This window comes from Azospirillum sp. TSH20 (assembly GCF_003115935.1).
GTDB lineage: Bacteria > Pseudomonadota > Alphaproteobacteria > Azospirillales > Azospirillaceae > Azospirillum.
In genome coordinates, this window is sequence record NZ_LGQU01000048.1 from 13157 (window position 1) to 31109 (window position 17953).

The following is a 17953-nucleotide window of genomic DNA, read 5'->3' on the forward strand; positions in this document are numbered from 1 at the left end:
GGTCATCCTGGCAAGAGCGGTGGGGCAAGAGCGGCGTGGGGAGCCGGGGCCGGTCACGCCGGCGCGGCTGGGGAGGGGCATTCCCCACCGGTCTATCCTGCCAAGCTTACATGTGGCTTACGGGGCGCCGGAGACAGCCGGGATCGGGCGCCCTGCGTCGGTTCGCCGCTGCATAGGCGGAAAGTGCAGGGTGAAGCTGGCGCCGCCGCCGGGGGTGTCCTCGACCGAGACGCTGCCGCCATGGGCCGCCATCGTGCGGGCGACGATGGACAGGCCCAATCCGGCACCTTTGGAGCCGTCGGCGCGGTCCCGGCCGCCCTGCCAGAAGCGTTCGAACACATGGGCGCGCAGGTCCGGCGGAATGCCGGGGCCGCGGTCGATCACCCGCAGCACCGGCTCGCCGGTGGCCGAAACCGCCAGCTCGACGCTGACCGTGCTGCCGGCGGGGGCATGGCAGACGGCGTTTTCCACCAGATTGCGCAGGGCGCGGAACAGCGGATCATGGGCGCCGCGCACCGGCAGCGGCCGGTCGTCGCCGACCACCTCGATCAGGCGCCCCTGTCCGAGTGCCAGCGGGGCGAGGTGGGCCGAGACCTCCACCGCCAGCCGGGCCAGATCGACCATATCGTCGGGGGCGATCAGCAGGGCGTCGAGCCGGGCCAGATCGAGCAGCTGGTCCACCAGCCGGGCCATGCCGGCGACATCCTCGCGGATCGGGGCGCCGGGGGTGCCGATCAGCGCCAGATGGGCGTCCAGCACCGCCAGCGGCGTGCGCAGCTCGTGCGCGGCGTCGGCGATGAAGCCGCGCTGCGCCTCGTAGCCGGCCTCCAGCCGGTCCAGCGCCTGGTTGACCGCGCGGACCAGGGGCAGGACCTCGCGCGGCATGCCCTGTTCCGGCAGCCGTTCCGACACGCTGTCCGGCCCGATGGCGGCGGCGCGGGCCGATGCGCGGCGCAGGGGGCGCAGGCCGCGATGGATGATGACGAGGTTGACAAGGATCAGCACCAGGGCGAAGGGCAGCCAGATCCAGCCGAAATGCTCGACGAACTCCTCCAGCAGCCATTCGATGTGCAGCTCCTCCTCGGCGGAGGCCACCTGGATCCAATAGGGCTGGCCGCCGACGGTGATGCGGTGGCTGAGCCCGTAGAGCGGCGGTTCGCCATTCTGCGCCGGCACGCGGAAGACGTTCCGCGGCCGGTCCGTCGCGCTGGGGTCGAGCGGTCCATCGACGCCGTCGGAGCCGAGCAGCAGCCGGTCATTCCCATCGACCACGGCGAAGGAGGCGGCATTCACCCGCAGCATCGCGCGCACCGACTCGGGCAGGTCGGTGTTCAGCCGGCCATCCTTCTTCTGGTCGTCGGGCCCGCGGATCGCTTTCTCGATGACGCGGGCGACGCCGGACAGGGTCCGCTGGCGCATGCGGTCGTGGGTGCCCTTGAACTCGACATAGAGCAGCAGCGCCGTGGTGGCGACCGCCAGCAACGTGACCAGCACCAGCCAGCGCGCGATGGCCGCCAGCAGGGACGGCGGGCGGTTTTCCTTCGCGCCGGCGCTCATCTCCCGTTCTCCTGGCCCCCGTTCTCCTGGCCCCCGTTCTCCCTGCCCCCGTCCTCCCCGCCAACCTCCGCCGGGGCTTCGGTCAGGATATAGCCGATGCCGCGCAGGGTCTGGACGCCGGCGGTCGCACCGGCGGCCTGCAGCCGCTTGCGCAGCCGGTGGATCAGCACCTCGACCGCGTTCGATCCGACCTCGTCGCCGAAGCCGTAGAGGCCGTTTTCCAGCGCCGGCTTCGACACCACCCGGCCGGCGCGCCGCAGCAGCAGCTCCAGCGCGTCAAGCTCGCGCCGGCTGAGGTCCAGCGGCCGGCCGGCGACGGTCGCCAGCCGGGCGGCCGAATCGAAGGCGACGTTGCCCTGCTGCAGCACCATGCCCAGCGCCGCCCCCGGCCGGCGCAGCAGGGCGCGGATGCGGGCCACCAGCTCCTCCAGCGCGAAGGGCTTCAGCAGATAGTCGTCGGCCCCCAGGTTCAGGCCCCTGACCCGGTCGTCCACCCCATCGCGGGCGGTCAGGATCAGCACGGGGGTGGTGTCGGCCCGCGCCCGCAGCGCCGACAGCAGGGTCAGCCCGTCGGCGTCGGGCAGGCCGAGGTCGAGCAGGACGGCGTCGAAACCGGCGACCGCCAGGGCGGCCGACGCATCCTCCGCGCTGTGGACGAGGTCGACGGCGAATCCGGCCTTGCGCAGCCCCTCGGCGGTCAGGGACGCCAGCCGGCGGTTGTCTTCGATCAGCAGCAGCCGCAAGGGGAAGTTCCGGAGCCGTGGGCGGGATGCGGTCGCCGCGACTTTCCGCCTTTTGCCCGGCGACTGCAAGCGAGGCGGGATGGGGCAGGGCGGGTTCGGATTTTGCGAGTCGAGGCTGTTACCGGCCGTCATCCCCGCGAAGGCGGGGAACCAGGCGGTTCCATGCCTAAGATTTTGAATTGGCTGGATTCCCGCCTTCGCGGGAATGACGGCCGAGAGACGTCGGCAGGAGTCGATACAAGCTCATAAATTCTCACCTCAGCCAGGGCGCGGTGGCCCACAGGTCGCGCAGGGCGTTGGTCGATCTGGCCAGCTCGGCGGCGTACTGGTCGGGAGGCAGCAGGCGAAGCTGCTGATACAGATCCTTCATGCTGGCCTGGAAGGCCGGATCCTTGGTGGCGCCGGCCAGCGCATCGATCAGCTTCGCCTGCACGTCGGGCGGCAGGCCCCGCGGGGCGGCGATGCCGCGCAACGACGACATCAGCGTGGGGAAGCCCTGCTCCGCGAAGGTGGGAATGTCCGGCACCTGCTCCTGCCGCCGCTCGGTCATCACGCCCAGGATGCGGATGCGGTCCTTCTTCTTGTACTGCATCGCCTCGCCGACATTCACGCCGCTCAGCATGATCTTCTTGTTGGCCAGCGCCGCCTCGTTGGCGGCGGAGCCCTGGAAGGGCACATGGGTGAAGGTCACGCCGGCCTGACGCTGGAACATCAGCATCGCCAGATGGTCGTCGGAGCCGATGCCGGTGGTGCCGACCGTCACGCTGTCGGGATTGGCCCTGGCGAAGGCGGCGACGTCGGCCAGCGAGCGGAACGGGCTGTCCTGATGGACGGCGAAGGCGCCGGGATCGTCCACCAGATTGTAGAGCGGGTCGAGCCGGTCCAGCGAATAGCGGGCCTGACGTTCGATCGGGATGGCATTGACGTTGGGCGAGTTGATGGCGCCGATGGTGTAGCCGTCGGGAGCAGCGTCGGCGATGGCGGCGAAGCCGATCTCGCCGCCGGCGCCGGGCTTGTTCACCACCTCGATCCGGGCGCCGTTGCCCAGATGCCGCTCGAGAAAGGGCGCCAGCGCACGGACCAGCAGGTCGGTGCCGCCGCCCGTGCCGAATGCGACGATCATCGTGACCGGCCTGTCCGGATAGGCCGCCCGGGCATGCGTCGCCGACAGGAACAGGGCGCCGGCCACGGATGCCAGGGTCAGAGCTTTCCAGAACGTCATGGTCCCCCCTTCGACGATGCGCCGTGCTGCGATGCGCCACGCTGGCGGGCCGGAGGCGGCTTGCCGGGCGGCAAGGAGCGGCATCCGGGCCGATTCGGCACAAAACGGCAGCCATTCCGGCGGGTTCGCTGTAATCGCCCATGGCGACGGTCCGGCTTCCGCGGAATATCTGGGATTGTTCCTAATTCAGCAAGAACAATCCTTCAATGCTGAAGCATATGGCTTCGCGTCATCGCGTCAATACACCGCAGAAGCTCAGGTATGATTGATGACAGGGATGGGCTTGCCCAAATATGTACTGTAAATATGTCGCGGAAGTCAGAAGATTTTGCTTTGCCGTTCCTGGCCATGGGAAGTCGAGAATCGTCGTCGGACAGTCGTCTTCCGCCGCCCGGCCGCCGACGACCCTTAACGCAGAGTTGCAGGTTCCCGATATGCTTTGGCGCCTTGGCGTCGGGGTTTTCCCTTTATTCGGGAGGGCAACGAAATCTTTATCGGCCTGTGATATGCGACGCATTCATCGGTACTCGCGGCTGTGGCGCCGGATGGGCCGCGGACGGCGGAACGGGCGGCGGCAGGCCGATGGAAAAGGACGGCATTCCGGGCCATTCCCGGGCGTTGACAGTTGGTGGGCACCGCACTATGGTGCGCGCCTTCAATCGAGCCGCCGAGCGTTCAGGAACAGCATCATGAAAATCGTCAACTCCCTGAAGTCGATGAAGACGCGCCATAAGGCCTGCCGCGTGATCCGCCGCAAGGGCCGCGTCTACGTCATCAACAAGCAGAACCCCCGTTTCAAGGCCCGCCAGGGCTGATCGATCCGCAAGGGTCGATCGACTGCGAGGCCGGGCATCGCGCCCAGCCTCCCCGTCATCGGGTGTTTACGCAAGAGCCGCGCCTTCGGGTGCGGCTCTTGCGTTTTGGGGCTTCGGTGTCGGGGCCTCCGGAATCGGGGCCTCCGGAATCGGGAACGGCATCGTCTTGTATTAGGATCGCGGCGGATGGTACGTGTGGCGGACGAGTTCGCCGCAACGGGATAAGGACCGCCCGCCATGAAGATGCCGGTGCCGGACAGCGGGATCATCGCCCGCCGCCGGGAGATCGTGGAGGCGCTGCGCGCCATCGTTCCCGGCGAAGGCGTGATCGTCGACGAGAACGAGCTGCGCGCTTATGAGTGCGACGGCCTGACCGCCTTCCGCCAGCTGCCGATGGTCGCCGTTCTGCCCAGCACGGTGGAGCAGGTGTCGCAGGTCCTGAAGGCCTGCAAGGCGATGGGGGTGAAGGTGGTGCCGCGCGGCGCCGGCACCTCGCTGTCCGGCGGCGCCTTGCCGCTGGCCGACGGCGTGCTGCTGGGGATGGGCAAGTTCAAGCGCATCCTCGACATCGACTATGCCAACCGCTGCGTCACCGTGCAGCCGGGGGTGACCAATCTCGGCATCTCCAACGCCGTGGCGCATGAGGGCTTCTATTACGCCCCCGATCCGTCCAGCCAGATCGCCTGCACCATCGGCGGCAACATCGCCGAGAATTCCGGCGGCGTGCACTGCCTGAAATACGGGCTGACCACCAACAATGTGCTGGGACTGGAGATGGTGCTGATGGACGGCACCGTCATCCGGCTGGGCGGCAAGCATCTGGACGCCGGCGGTTACGACCTGATGGGAATCATCACCGGGTCGGAAGGGCTGCTGGGCGTGGTGACCGAGGTCACGGTGCGCATATTGAAGAAGCCGGCGACCGCCCGCGCCGTGCTGCTGGGCTTCCCGACCAGCGAGCAGGGTGGCGACTGCGTGGCGGCGATCATCGCCGCCGGCATCATCCCCGGCGGCATGGAAATGATGGACCGCCCCGCCATCCACGCGGCGGAGGCCTTCGTCCATGCCGGCTATCCGCTGGACGTCGAGGCGCTGCTGATCGTCGAGCTGGACGGCCCGGCGGCGGAGGTCGACCACCTGATCGACCGGGTCGAGGCCATCGCCCGCGACAAGGGCGCCTGCTATGCCCGCGTGTCGACCAGCGAGGAGGAGCGGCTGGCCTTCTGGGCCGGGCGCAAGGCGGCCTTCCCGGCGGTGGGGCGGATCAGCCCCGATTACTACTGCATGGACGGCACCATCCCGCGCAAGGCGCTGCCGCTGGTGCTGCAACGGATGCAGGAGATGTCGGACCGCTGCGGCCTGCGCGTCGCCAATGTCTTCCATGCCGGCGACGGCAACCTGCACCCGCTGATCCTCTATGACGCCAACAAGCCGGGCGAGCTGGAGGCGGCGGAGGAGTTCGGCAACGACATCCTGCGCCTGTGCGTCGAGGTCGGCGGCGTGCTGACCGGTGAACATGGCGTGGGCGTCGAGAAGCGCGACCTGATGACCGACCAGTTCGACGAGGCCGACCTCCAGCAGCAGCAGCGGCTGAAATGCGCCTTCGACCCCGACGGTCTGCTGAACCCCGGCAAGGTCTTCCCCACGCTGCACCGTTGCGCCGAGCTTGGCCGGCTGCATGTCCACCAGGGGGAACTGCGCTTCCCCGACATCCCGCGCTTCTGAAGGGCCGCTGTCCGTCATGACCATCACCACATTGAAGCCGGAGACCGCCGCGCAGGTGACCGACGCGGTGCACTGGGCTCTGTCGGCCGGCGAACCGCTGGAAATCCTGGGCAGCGGCAGCCGCCGCGGGCTGGGCCGCCCGGTGCAGGCCGGCCATGTGCTCGACCTGTCGGGCCTGTCCGGTGTCATCGCCTATGAGCCGGAGGAACTGGTGCTGACCGCGCTGGCCGGCACGCCGATGGACACCATCCGCGTCCTGCTGGCCGACCGTGGGCAGCATCTGGCCTTCGAGCCTCCCGAAGGAGGAACTTTGGGCGGTCTGGTCGCCAGCGGGCAGGCCGGTCCGCGCCGCATTTCCGCCGGATCGGCCCGCGACCACACGCTGGGGATCGCCGGCGTCAGCGGCCGGGCCGAGGCCTACAAGGGCGGCGGCAAGGTGGTGAAGAACGTCACCGGCTATGATGTGCCCAAGCTGATGGCGGGCTCCTTCGGCACGCTGACTGCGCTGACCGAGATCACGGTCAAGGTGCTGCCGGCGCCGGAGGACACCGCGACTCTGCTGCTGTTCGGGCTGGACGACGCGGCGGCGGTGGCGATGCTCGACCGCGCGCTGCGCAGCCCCTACGAGGTGTCGGGCGCCGCCCATCTGCCGGCGGCGGTCGCCGCGCGGTCGGGCGTGTTCGACGTGGCGGGAGCGGGCGGGGCGGTGACGCTGGTGCGGCTGGAGGGCTTCGGCCCCTCGGTCGCCGCGCGCGTCACCATGCTGCGCGAGGAGCTTCGGGCCGACGCCGTGCTGGGCCGCGACGAGTCGCTGGCGCTCTGGCGCGAGGTTCGGGATGGGGGGTGGTTGGGTGCGGGTACGGACCCCCACCCTAACCCTCCCCCGCTGGGTGGGGGAGGGGACTATCGTCGCTCTGCCGCATCAGCACCTGACTCCCTCCCCCGCCCAGCGGGGGAGGGTCGGGGTGGGGGCAACCGCAGCGACACCTCCCACCTTTGGAAACTCTCCGTCCCCCCCTCCACCGGCCCCTCCACCGTCGAGACCATCCGCCGGACGCTCGACGTCGAGGTCTTCTATGACTGGGGCGGCGGGCTGGTCTGGCTGACGGCGCCGCCCAACTCGGCGGCAACCATCCGTGCGGCTCTCTCCGCCGGCGGTCACGCCACGCTGGTGCGGGCGCCGGAGGCGGTGCGCGCGGCGACCGATGTGTTCCAGCCCTTGCCCGAGCCGCTGATGGCGCTGAGCCGCCGGGTCAAGGAAAGCTTCGACCCCAAGGGCATCCTCAACCCCGGCCGCATGTATGCGGGGCTGTAACGGGAAGACCGATCTCGATGCAAACGAACTTCTCGCTGGCCCAACTGGCCGATGCCGCGATCCGCGAATCGGACCAGATCCTGCGCAAATGCGTGCATTGCGGCTTCTGCACCGCGACCTGTCCGACCTACACCATCCTGGGTGACGAGTTGGACAGCCCGCGCGGCCGCATCTACCAGATCAAGGACATGCTGGAGAAGGGCGGCCCGCCGCCCGACACCACGGTCAAGCACATCGACCGCTGCCTGTCCTGCCTGTCCTGCATGACGACCTGCCCGTCGGGCGTCCATTACATGCATCTGGTCGATCACGCCCGCGCCCATATCGAGGCGACCCACAGCCGTCCGCCGGCCGACCGGGCGGTGCGCGACCTGCTGGCGCGGGTGCTGCCGAATCCTCGGCTGTTCCGGATGGCCCTGCTGGGCGCATCGCTCGGCGCCTCCCTGGGCCGGCCGTTCCGCGTCATGCTGCCGAAGCGGCTGTCGGCCATGCTGTCGCTGACCCCGTCCAGCGTCCCGCCTCCGAGCTACAGCGACCGGCCCGGCACCCATCCGGCGGAAGGGCCGCGCAGGAAGCGCGTGGCCCTGCTGATCGGCTGCGCCCAGCAGGTGCTGGCGCCGCAGATCAACGAGGCGACCATCCGCCTGCTGACCCGCCACGGGGTGGAGGTGGTGGTGTCCAAGGGCGCCGACTGCTGCGGCGCCTTGACGCACCACATGGGCAAGGAGGACCTCGCCCACTCCGCCGCAAAGAAGACCATCGACGCCTGGACGAAGGAGATCGACGGCGAGGGGCTGGACGCCATCGTCATCAACGCATCGGGCTGCGGCACCAGCGTCAAGGATTACGGCCACATGTTCCGCGAGGACTCCGCCTATGCCGCCAAGGCGGCACGGGTGGCGTCGCTGGCGAAGGACGTGACCGAACTGATGGACGAGATCGGCTTGGCCCGGCCGGTGGTGGAGACGGGGCAGGCGGTCGCCTACCACTCCGCCTGTTCGATGCAGCATGGCCAGCGCATCAAGGAGCCGCCGCGCGCCCTGCTGCGTGCCGCCGGCTTCCTGGTGAAGGAGATTCCGGACGCCCATCTCTGCTGCGGGTCGGCCGGCACCTACAACATGCTGCAGCCGGAACTGGCGGGGGAACTGCGCGACCGTAAGGTCGCCGCCATCGAAAGCACGCAGGCCCAGGCGGTGGCGGCCGGCAATCTCGGCTGCATCACCCAGATCGCGTCGGGCACCGGACTGCCGGTGGTCCACACGGTGGAGTTGCTGGATTGGGCGACCGGCGGCCCGATGCCCGACGCGCTGGCCGGCCGCGCCGCCTTCCGCCAGGGTGGCGCGCGGGCGGCCTGAGCGGCAGGGTGGGGAGGGCGGCAAGGACCGGGGCGCACGTCAGCGTGGGCGGAGCCGGGGGTTCCGTACCCCCACAATTCTGTGTTTATCTAAGTTCATCTGTGCCAGAAAATCCGCCCGCTCCACCGCCCATCCTCCCATCCCCGCCCCGTTCAGGTCATCACCTTGTCCTTGCCACCCACGGAAAACATCAGCATGAGCGCCGCCTACGGAATCACCCAACGCCTGTCGGCTTGGGGTGTTCACATCTTCACGGCCAGCGGCGCCGTGCTGGGGCTGCTCGGTCTGCTGGCGGCGGCGGCGGGCGACGCCAAGCTGTGCCTGATGTGGCTGGGCATCGCGCTGGTCGTCGACGGCGTCGACGGCACGCTGGCCCGCCGCGTCTCGGTCAAGCAGGTGCTGCCGGGCATCGACGGGTCGGCGCTGGACCTCGTGATCGACTACCTGACCTATGTCGTCGTGCCGGCGGTGTTCATGCACCGCTTCGGCCTCCTGCCGGAGGGGCTGATCAGCATCGCGCTGGCCGCCTGGGTCCTGCTGACCGCGCTCTATTGCTTCGCCAATGTCGGGATGAAGAGCGGCGACAATTATTTCGTCGGCTTCCCGGCGATCTGGAACGTTGTGGCCCTCTATCTGTGGCTGCTCGACCTCAGCCCCTGGTTCAACGCTGCGGTGGTGGTGGCGCTGGGGCTGCTGACCTTCACCACGGTCAAGTTCCTGCATCCCTTCCGCGTCAAGGCGCTGATGCCGCTGAACATCGGCGTCACCACGGTCTGGCTGCTCTGCTGCATCGCGCTGGTGGTGCTGGAGCCGGCGCGGCCGGGCTGGCTGTTCGGCCTGTGGCTGGCGACCTCGGTCTATTACGCCGCGGTCTGCGCCTGGCGGACTCTGCGCGGTCCCTGATGAAATCTCCCTCTCCCCCCCGGGGAGAGGGTCGGGGTGAGGGGGAGCCGCGGCGTGGCTTTGTCGGGTATCCGGAGCGCCGGCATTCCGGCTGATCCCCGCCATGCGCCCCCCTCACCCTAACCCTCTCCCCGGGGGGGAGAGGGGATTGTCAGGGAACCGGGACGGCCGGCGGACGTTGCTCATGGGCAGTCCGGCATCCGCTCCAGCGAAGGGTTCCCGCTTTGGCCGAAGGCTCCACCAAGGTCGTGCTCGCCGCGCTCGGCGGCAATCTGATGATTGCGCTGACCAAGTTCGTCGCCAGCGCGATGACCGGCAGCGCCGCCATGTTCAGCGAGGCGATCCATTCCGTCGTCGACAGCGGCAACCAGCTGCTGCTGCTCTACGGTATCCGCCGCGCCCGCCGTCCGCCGACGCCGCAGCATCCCTTCGGCCATGGGCGCGAGGTGTATTTCTGGTCCTTCGTGGTCGCCGTGCTGCTGTTCGGCATCGGCGCCGGCCTGTCCGTCTATGACGGCTGGCACGCCCTGTCCAACCCGGAGCCGGTGGAAAGCCCTTGGGTGAATTTCGCCGTGCTGGGCTTCGCCGTGCTGTTCGAAGGCTTTTCCTGGTTCGTCGCGCTGCGCGAGTTCCGCCGCACCCAGAGCGGCGTCGGCATCCTGTCGGCGCTCCACCGCTCGAAGAACCCGTCGGTCTTCGTCGTCCTGCTGGAGGACACCGCGGCGCTGATCGGCCTGCTGATCGCCGGCATCGGCCTGTATCTGGGCGAGGTGACCGGCGATCCCATCTACGACGCCTATGCCTCCATCGCCATCGGCGTCGTGCTGGCAATCGTCGCCGCGCTGCTCGCCTACGAGTCGAAGGGACTGCTGATCGGCGAGTCGGCCGACCGCCGCATCGTCGAGGGCATCCGCCGCATCGTTGGCGAGGAGGCGCGGGTGAAGCGCCCGCTCGACGTGCTGACCATGCATATGGGCCCCGACGACGTGCTGCTGAACCTGTCGGTGGAGTTCCAGGACAGCCTGAACGCCCGCGAGGTGGAGGACGCCGTCTGCACACTGGAAAGCCGCATCCGCAGCCAATACCCGGTCGTCCGCCGAATCTTCGTCGAGGCCGAGTCGCTGCGCGCCCGCCGGGGCCGGCAGGAGGATGGCCGGCAGGCGGATGACGGAACCGCCCCGGCGCAGGGGCTTCCCGCCGAGTGATGGCGACGGCCCACCCGATCCGCATCGGCACCGCCGGCTGGAGCATCCCAAAGCTCTCGGCCCCGGCCTTCCCGGTCGAGGGCACCCATCTGGAACGCACCGCCCGCGTCATGCCGATGACCGAGGTGAACAGCAGCTTCTATCGCCCGCACAAGCCGGAGACCTGGGCGCGCTGGGCGGCCTCCACCCCGCTCGGCTTCCGCTTCGCGGTGAAGCTGCCCAAGGCGATCAGCCACGAAGCCCGGCTGGTCGGCACGGAGGCGGCGCTGGACCGCTTCCTGGCTGAGGCCGGGATGCTGGGCGACCGTTTCGGTCCGCTTCTGGTCCAACTGCCGCCCAGCCTGCGGTTCGACCGTGGGGTGGCGGAGGATTTCTTCGCCCTGCTGCGCGCCCGTTTCGACGGCGATGTGGTGTGCGAGCCGCGTCACGCCTCCTGGTTCACCGACGCGGCCGAAGCGCTGCTGGCCGCCCATCGCGTCGCCCGCGTCGCCGCCGATCCTGCCCCGGTGCCGGGAGCCGGCGAGCCGGGCGGCTGGGATGGGATGCGGTACTGGCGGCTGCACGGGTCGCCGGTGATCTACCGCTCCGCCTACGAGCCGGCGGTGCTTGACGCGCTGGCCGAGAAGCTGTCGGCGGAGGCTGCGCTGCGGCCGGTCTGGTGCGTCTTCGACAACACCGCCGACTTCCACGCCGTCGACGACGCGCTGGCGACGATGGCGCGGCTGGGAATGGAACCGCCCGTCGCCCAGCGCTGAGAAACGCTCGATTATCGGCGGACTCTCCTTTGGAGGGAGCCTCCAGCACGACCGAGACAGTGCATTGTTGCAAGGCTATGCTGCGGCAAAACGCCCCCGATAGAGGGGCAACGTCGTGCAGGCGGTGCGGTCATGGAGTTCGTTGTTCTACTGCTGATCTTCGGCTTCATCACCCATCGGCTGGACCGGCGGTTGAAGGCACAGGCGGCTGAAATCGCCCTCCTGCGCGGCAGGCTGGACGAGGCGCTGGCCGGCGCGTTGCCACCCTCCGTCGCCGAGACTGCACCCACCGAAGAGGCCGTCCCAGAGGTCGAAGCGCTTTCCGAGGCGGAGGTCGGCGAACCGGTCTTCGCGTCCGAAGCGGAAGAAGCGGCGGCCTCTCCGCCACCGGAACCCGCCGCACCGGCGCCGGCGCGGGCGGGTTGGCGCGAGTTGGAGGAATCGCTGGCCTCGCGCTGGCTGATCTGGCTCGGCGGCGGCACCATGGCGCTGGCAGCGGCCTTCTTCATCAAGCTGTCGGTCGATCACGGCTGGCTCGGGCCGAGCGTCCGCGTCGCGCTTGGGCTGCTCGCCGGCTTCGGGCTGATGGTGGGGGGAGAGTGGCTGCGCCGCCGGCCGATGCAGCGCGCCGTCGCCGCCCTGCAGCCGGATTACGTGCCGCCGGCGCTGACCGCCGCCGGCCTGTTCACCGCCTTCATCAGCGTCTATGGCGGCTTCGCCCTGTTCGGCCTGTTCGCGCCGCTGGTCGCCTTCGCGCTGCTGGCCGCGCTGTCGCTGATCGGCATCGGGCTGTCGCTGCTGCAGGGGCCGCTCATCGCGGCGCTGGGTCTGCTGGCCGGCTATGTCTCTCCCCTGCTGGTGTCGACGGACAATCCCGACGCCTGGGGCCTGTTCGCCTATCTGCTGGCGCTGAACGGGGCCGGGATGGCGGTGGTGCTGTATCGCGGCTGGCGCTGGCTCGGCTGGGGGGCGCTGACCGGCGCGGCGCTGTGGCCGCTGCTTTGGCTGATCGACCCCTGGCGCAGCGGCGACGCGCTGCCGACCGGCATCTACCTGCTGCTGACCTCGGCGCTGTTCCTGGTGCCGGCGGTGCTGGGCGTGCTGGACCAGACGCCGCCCGAGCCCGCACCCGCCACCGGCTGGCGCCGCGCGCTGCCCGACTGGATCCGGCGCAAGCAGCGCCATCCCGCCGACCGGCTGGCGATGATGGCGATGCGGGTGTTCGGCCTGCTGGTCGCTGCGGTCACCTGGATCGACGACCACGGCTCGGTGTCGCTGGTCGCGCTCGGCCTGTTCGCCCTATTGGCGATGGTCGCCGGCCGGCGGACGGAGCGGGTCGCCGGCGTCGCCTGGATCGCCGCGCTGAGCGTGCTGCTGGCGCTGGCGCCCTGGAGCCTGCCCTATATCCCCGCCAGCCCGCCGCCGCTGAACGCGGACGGCCAGCCGCTGATCGTTGCCGATCCGGCCGGCTATCCGGCGGCGGTCGCGCATTTCCTGTGGGTGGCGGGCGGATTCGCCGCCCTGTTCGGCATCGGCGGCTTCATCGCCCTGTGGGAGGCGCGGCGGGCGGCGTTGTGGGCGTCGTTGTCGGCGCTGGTGCCGCTGGCCCTGCTGACGCTGGCCTATGCCCTGGTGGCGCCGCCGGAGACCGCCATCGGCTGGCCGGCCGCGGCGCTGGGGCTTGCCGCTCTGCTGGTCGGCGCCACCACGCCGCTGGCCCGCCACCGCCACCGGCCGGGCGCCTCGCTGGGGCTGGCCGCCTTCGCCGCCGGAGCCACCGGTGCCATCGCGCTCGGCGCCACCATGGTCTTGCAGGAGGCGTGGCTGACCGTGGCGCTCGCGATGCAGGTGCCGGTACTGGCGTGGCTGGAGCGGCAATTGAACCTGCGCGAGCTGCGCGGCGTCACCCTGCTGGTGGCGGTTGCGGTGCTGGTGCGGCTGGCGGTCAATCCGTATGTGCTGGATTACGAAGGCTATGGCTGGATCGCCTACGGCTATGGCCTGCCGGCGCTGGGATTCCTGGCGGCGGCGCGCTGGATGCGCTCGGCGCCGGATGGCCAAGATAAGGGCGGCAGAGGCGACGATCTGGTGGTGATGGTGCTGGAGGCCGGCGCCCTGATCTTCACCACCCTGATGCTGTCGCTGGGCATTCACCGCTGGATGACCGGCAGCCTGGATGAGGCGCCGTCCACCCTGGCGGAGGTGGCGCTGCACACCCTGTCCTGGCTCAGCCTCGCCCTGCTGCTGGCGGCCGACCGGCGGTGGAGCGCGCGGCCCGTCGCGGTGTGGGGTCGGCGCCTGCTGGTGCTGCTGGCCGCCTTCAACGCCGTTTTCCTGCATCTGACCGCGCTGAACCCGCTGTGGAACGACGAATGGGTCGGCACCTGGCCGGCGGTCAACCGGCTGCTGCTGGCCTATGGCGCGCCGGCTGTGCTGGGGCTGGTCTATCTCTGGTACGACCCGCCGCCGTCGCGGTCCTTGCGCAGCGCAGCGCCGGTTCTGCCGCTGCTGCTGATCGCCACCAATCTGGCGCTGGAGATCCGCCGCGCCTTCCAGGGTCCTGTCCTGTCCGGCTACGAGATGTCGGACGCCGAATGGTACAGCTATTCCGCCGGCTTCCTGCTGTTCGCGGTGGCGATGCTGGTGGTGGGGATCCGCTTCGGCTGGGGCTGGATGCGCCATGCCGGGCTTGTCCTCGTGCTGGCGGTGGTCGCCAAGGTGTTCCTCAGCGACATGTCCGACCTGGAGGGGATGTACCGCGTCGCCTCTTTCCTCGGCCTCGGCCTCTGTCTGGTCGGCACCGGCTGGCTCTATCAGCGGCTGCTGCGCCCGCCGCCCGCCGGTGCGCCTTCGGAGCCGCCGCTCCCACCCACAGATGATCTGTTGGACCAACGGACGCATTGACAGGCCGGGCGCGGGACGCTCCCATACGGGCAAGGATGGGCCGGGGACAAACCCGGCCCGTGCAACCGGAGGAGCAGCGCTCATGGCAAGCGACACGCACGGCAACGCCTATCCCATCCTGCCTGACGGCGAGGAGGGCTTCACCGTCGAGGCGGCGCGGATGAAGTTCGGCCCCGGCATGCTGGCCGAACTGGGCGGTGACGCGGTCTCGCTGGGCATGACGCGGGTGGCGCTGTTCACCGACCCGCGGGTTGCCGCAACCGCGCCCTTCGCCATGGCGCTCGACTCGCTGAAACGGGCGGGCATGGATCCGGTGGTCTATGACCGCTGCCGGGTGGAGCCGACCAGCGCCTCCTTCCTCGACGCTGCCGATTTCGCGCGGGACGGCGGCTTCGACGGCTATGTCTCGATCGGCGGCGGATCGGTGATCGACACCGCCAAGGCTGCGAACCTCTACGCCACCTATCCGGCCGACTTCCTCGCCTACGTCAACAAGCCGCTGGGGGAGGGCATCCCGGTCCCCGGCCCGGTCAAGCCCCACATCGCCTGCCCGACCACCTGCGGCACCGGCAGCGAGACCACCGGCGTCGCCATCTTCGACCATGTGGAAAAGCAGGTGAAGACCGGCATCTCGTCGCGCTACCTGCGGCCGAGCCTTGCCGTCGTCGATCCACGCACCATCGACAGCCTGCCGCCCGGCGCCATCGCCGCCACCGGCTTCGACGTGCTGACCCACGCCATCGAGAGCCACACCGCGCGCCCCTTCCGCTCCCGCCCGAAACCTGAATCGCCGACCGCCCGTCCGCCCTACCAGGGCGCCAACCCGTGGTCGGACATCGGCAGCCTGCAGGCGATCCGGCTGGGCGGGCAATGGCTGGAACGGGCGGTCAACGACCCCGATTGTGCCGAGGCCCGCGACGCGCTGATGTTCGCGGCGACTCTGGCCGGTCTGGCCTTCGGCAATGCCGGGGTGCACATCCCGCACGCCATGTCCTATTCGGTGGCCGGGATGAACCACAGCTTCACCGCGACCGGCTACGAGACGGTGGACCCGATGGTTCCGCACGGCATCTCGGTGGTGCTGAACGCCCCCGCCGCCTTCCGCTTCACCGGCCCGGCCGCTCCGGAGGCCCATCTCCGCGCTGCCGAGGCGCTGGGGGCCGACACCCGCGGCGCCTCGCCGGAGGATGGCGGCGAGTTGCTGGCGACGCGGCTGATTGCGATGATGCGGGCGACGGGCCTGCCGAACGGGCTGTCGGCGCTCGGCTATGGCGAGGCCGACATTCCGGGTCTGGTCAAGGGCGCCGCCGCCCAGCAACGCCTGCTGACCATCGCCCCGCGCCCGGTGTCGGAGGACGATCTGCGCGGGCTGTATGCGGATGCGATGCGTTACTGGTGAGGGGGGCCTGAGATGCCCTCTCCCGCCCCGGGAGAGGGAAGGGGCCCATGCGCAGCATGGGAAGGGTGAGGGGTGGATCAAGGATTGAAAGTCCATGTCCACATCACCCCTCACCCTCCCACCTTCGGCGGGTCCCTCCCTCTCCCGGGGCGGGAGAGGGTAAGGCAGCAAACCGTCAGAACTGCTCTTCGCTCAGCGCCATCACCGTGTTGCGGGCGCTGGCGATGGTCGGCAGCAGGGCGGGGGCGGTTGCCAGGACCTGCTCGGCGTAGAAGCGCGCGACGATCAGCTTGGTTTCAAGGAAGGACGCGTTGGCGCCGGGCTGGCGCATGCCCTCCATCGCCTTCATCGCCGAGCGGGCGAGCATCCAGCCGCCCGCCACCGTACCCCACAGCTTCAGATACGCCACCGCACCGGCGGCGGCGCCTTGCAGGTCGCCCTCCGCCTGGGTCGCCACCATCCAGTCGATGGCCTTGTCCAGCGCGTCCAGCCCGGCCGACAACTCGGTCCGGATCACCGCGAGGTCGTCGCCGGGGGCGGACCCCAGTTCCTCCACCGTCGCCCGCATGTCGGCGACGAAGGCTCTCGCTGCCGCGCCCTTGTCGCGGCCGGTCTTGCGGAAGGTCAGGTCGTTGCCGTGGATGCCGTTGGTGCCCTCATAGATCGGGGTGATGCGGGCGTCGCGGTAATGCTGGGCGGCGCCGGTCTCCTCGATGAAGCCCATGCCGCCATGGATCTGCACGCCGGTGGAGGCCACCTCGCAGCCAATGTCGGTCGACCACGCCTTGACGATCGGGGTCAGCACGTCGACCCGCGCGGATGCTGCGGCGCGCACCGCCGGATCCTCGTGGTGGCGGGAGATGTCCAACTGCGTGCCGGCATAGAGCGCCAGGGCACGGGCGGCCTCGGTCTTGGCGCGCATGTCCAGCAGCATGCGGCGCACGTCCGGATGCTTGATGATGGCGACGCCGGAGCCCTTGGGATCGGCCAGATCCTTGCTCTGCACCCGCGTCTTCGCGTAGTCGCGGGCCTGCTGATAGGCGCGCTCGGCAATCGCCACACCCTGGATGCCGACGCCGAGGCGGGCGTTGTTCATCATCGTGAACATGTATTCGATGCCGCGGTTCTCCTCGCCGACGAGGTAGCCTATGGCGCCCTCGTCGTCGCCATAGGCCATCACCGCGGTCGGGCTGGCCATGATGCCCAGCTTGTGCTCCAGGCTGGCGCAGCGCAGGTCGTTGCGCTCGCCCGGCGTGCCGTCGGGCTTGGGCAGGAACTTCGGCACGATGAACAGGCTGATGCCCTTGATGCCGGCCGGGGCGTCGGGCAGGCGGGCCAGCACCAGATGGACAATGTTCTCCGTCAGGTCATGCTCGCCATAGGTGATGAAGATCTTCTGGCCGGTGATGCGATAGCTGCCGTCTTCCGCCCGCACCGCCTTGGTCCGAACCGCAGCGAGGTCGCTGCCCGCCTGCGGTTCGGTCAGGTTCATCGTCCCGGTCCATTCGCCGGAGATCATCTTCGACAGATAGACCGCCTTCTGCTCGGCACTGGCATGCTCGGTCAGCAGATCCACCGCGCCCTGGGTCAGCAGCGGGCACAGGCCGAAGGACAGGTTGGCGGCCTGCCACATCTCGTTCACCGCGAAGGCGACCGTCCAAGGCAGGCCCTGTCCGCCATACTCCGGCTCGAAGGGCAGGCTGTTCCAGCCGGCCTCGGTGAACTGGCCATAGGCCTCCTTCCAGCCGGTGGCGGTGCGGACGACGCCGTTCTCCAGCTTCGCCCCCTCCTTGTCGCCCACCCGGTTCAGCGGGGCGAGCACGCCGGAGGCGAATTTGCCGGCCTCCTCCAGGATGGCGTCGACCAGATCGGGGGCGGCGCTGTCGCAGTTGGGCAGGACGGCGATGGCGTCGAGGCCCACCACCTCGTTCAGGACGAAGCGCAGATCGTCGACCGGAGCGGTGTAGGTCATGGCGGGGCGAGTCTCCCAGAGCGGATTTGTAGGGGAAGGATTGTTTGGTTTACCTATACGTTAACATACAGCATCGGATGGCG

The 17953-nt window shown here is 69.6% G+C and carries 13 protein-coding genes; 9 read left to right on the top strand and 4 right to left on the bottom strand.

What is annotated here, in order from left to right; translation table 11 throughout:
* Positions 1–117 precede the first annotated feature (117 nt).
* From TSH20_RS13745 to TSH20_RS13755, 3 genes are all read right to left on the bottom strand, one after another.
* Positions 118–1557, bottom strand: coding sequence for an ATP-binding protein (locus TSH20_RS13745; RefSeq protein WP_109075274.1), 1440 nt, complete (start codon positions 1555–1557; stop codon positions 118–120).
* On the bottom strand, positions 1554–2300 hold the full coding sequence (locus TSH20_RS13750; protein ID WP_109075275.1) for a response regulator transcription factor: 747 nt from the start codon (positions 2298–2300) through the stop codon (positions 1554–1556). The genes TSH20_RS13745 and TSH20_RS13750 overlap by 4 nt, the downstream gene beginning before the upstream one ends.
* 253 nt (positions 2301–2553) lie before the next feature.
* Complete coding sequence (locus tag TSH20_RS13755; protein ID WP_109075276.1) at positions 2554–3522, bottom strand: tripartite tricarboxylate transporter substrate binding protein; 969 nt, start codon at positions 3520–3522, stop codon at positions 2554–2556.
* A 689-nt stretch (positions 3523–4211) separates the two neighbouring features.
* Here TSH20_RS13755 and ykgO point away from each other — a divergent pair.
* The 9 genes from ykgO to TSH20_RS13805 all read left to right on the top strand — a co-directional run bounded on the left by ykgO (position 4212) and on the right by TSH20_RS13805 (position 15898).
* Positions 4212–4337, top strand: a complete 126-nt coding sequence (ykgO, locus tag TSH20_RS13760; protein WP_012973122.1) for a type B 50S ribosomal protein L36 — start codon at positions 4212–4214, stop codon at positions 4335–4337.
* Between the two features lie 237 nt (positions 4338–4574).
* Complete coding sequence (locus TSH20_RS13765) at positions 4575–6062, top strand: FAD-linked oxidase C-terminal domain-containing protein (RefSeq protein ID WP_109075277.1); 1488 nt, start codon at positions 4575–4577, stop codon at positions 6060–6062.
* Positions 6063–6078: 16 nt separating this feature from the next.
* Positions 6079–7377 carry an FAD-binding protein gene (locus tag TSH20_RS13770; protein WP_109075278.1) on the top strand — a complete coding sequence of 433 codons (1299 nt, stop codon included), beginning with the start codon at positions 6079–6081 and terminating at the stop codon, positions 7375–7377.
* Between the two features lie 17 nt (positions 7378–7394).
* The gene (glcF, locus tag TSH20_RS13775; RefSeq protein ID WP_109075279.1) at positions 7395–8732 is read left to right on the top strand and encodes a glycolate oxidase subunit GlcF; all 1338 of its coding nucleotides are present in this window, start codon (positions 7395–7397) and stop codon (positions 8730–8732) included.
* 195 nt (positions 8733–8927) lie between these two features.
* Positions 8928–9635, top strand: a complete 708-nt coding sequence (pcsA, locus tag TSH20_RS13780; RefSeq protein ID WP_109075280.1) for a phosphatidylcholine synthase — start codon at positions 8928–8930, stop codon at positions 9633–9635.
* A 224-nt stretch (positions 9636–9859) separates the two neighbouring features.
* The gene (locus TSH20_RS13790; RefSeq protein ID WP_109075281.1) at positions 9860–10840 is read left to right on the top strand and encodes a cation diffusion facilitator family transporter; all 981 of its coding nucleotides are present in this window, start codon (positions 9860–9862) and stop codon (positions 10838–10840) included.
* Positions 10840–11595, top strand: a complete 756-nt coding sequence (locus tag TSH20_RS13795) for a DUF72 domain-containing protein (protein WP_109075282.1) — start codon at positions 10840–10842, stop codon at positions 11593–11595. The genes TSH20_RS13790 and TSH20_RS13795 overlap by 1 nt, the downstream gene beginning before the upstream one ends.
* 132 nt (positions 11596–11727) lie before the next feature.
* Positions 11728–14499 (top strand): DUF2339 domain-containing protein, encoded by a 2772-nt coding sequence (locus tag TSH20_RS13800; protein ID WP_109075283.1) that lies wholly within the window; start codon positions 11728–11730, stop codon positions 14497–14499.
* A gap of 82 nt (positions 14500–14581) precedes the next feature.
* Entirely contained in the window at positions 14582–15898 is a 1317-nt protein-coding gene (locus TSH20_RS13805) for a hydroxyacid-oxoacid transhydrogenase (protein ID WP_109075284.1), read from the top strand.
* A gap of 175 nt (positions 15899–16073) precedes the next feature.
* Here TSH20_RS13805 and TSH20_RS13810 read toward each other — a convergent pair whose 3' ends face one another.
* A complete protein-coding gene (locus TSH20_RS13810; RefSeq protein WP_109075285.1) occupies positions 16074–17870 on the bottom strand; it encodes an acyl-CoA dehydrogenase in 1797 nt (598 codons plus the stop codon).
* Positions 17871–17953: the final 83 nt, after the last annotated feature.

What these genes read in the sequence shown, in the direction of transcription:
- TSH20_RS13745 (WP_109075274.1), bottom strand. Translation starts at nt 1,557, where the DNA reads ATGAGCGCCGGCGCGAAGGAAAACCGCCCGCCGTCCCTGCTGGCGGCC.
- TSH20_RS13755 (WP_109075276.1), bottom strand. Translation starts at nt 3,522, where the DNA reads ATGACGTTCTGGAAAGCTCTGACCCTGGCATCCGTGGCCGGCGCCCTG.
- ykgO (WP_012973122.1), top strand. Translation starts at nt 4,212, where the DNA reads ATGAAAATCGTCAACTCCCTGAAGTCGATGAAGACGCGCCATAAGGCC.
- TSH20_RS13765 (WP_109075277.1), top strand. Translation starts at nt 4,575, where the DNA reads ATGAAGATGCCGGTGCCGGACAGCGGGATCATCGCCCGCCGCCGGGAG.
- TSH20_RS13770 (WP_109075278.1), top strand. Translation starts at nt 6,079, where the DNA reads ATGACCATCACCACATTGAAGCCGGAGACCGCCGCGCAGGTGACCGAC.
- glcF (WP_109075279.1), top strand. Translation starts at nt 7,395, where the DNA reads ATGCAAACGAACTTCTCGCTGGCCCAACTGGCCGATGCCGCGATCCGC.
- pcsA (WP_109075280.1), top strand. Translation starts at nt 8,928, where the DNA reads ATGAGCGCCGCCTACGGAATCACCCAACGCCTGTCGGCTTGGGGTGTT.
- TSH20_RS13795 (WP_109075282.1), top strand. Translation starts at nt 10,840, where the DNA reads ATGGCGACGGCCCACCCGATCCGCATCGGCACCGCCGGCTGGAGCATC.
- TSH20_RS13800 (WP_109075283.1), top strand. Translation starts at nt 11,728, where the DNA reads ATGGAGTTCGTTGTTCTACTGCTGATCTTCGGCTTCATCACCCATCGG.
- TSH20_RS13805 (WP_109075284.1), top strand. Translation starts at nt 14,582, where the DNA reads ATGGCAAGCGACACGCACGGCAACGCCTATCCCATCCTGCCTGACGGC.
- TSH20_RS13810 (WP_109075285.1), bottom strand. Translation starts at nt 17,870, where the DNA reads ATGACCTACACCGCTCCGGTCGACGATCTGCGCTTCGTCCTGAACGAG.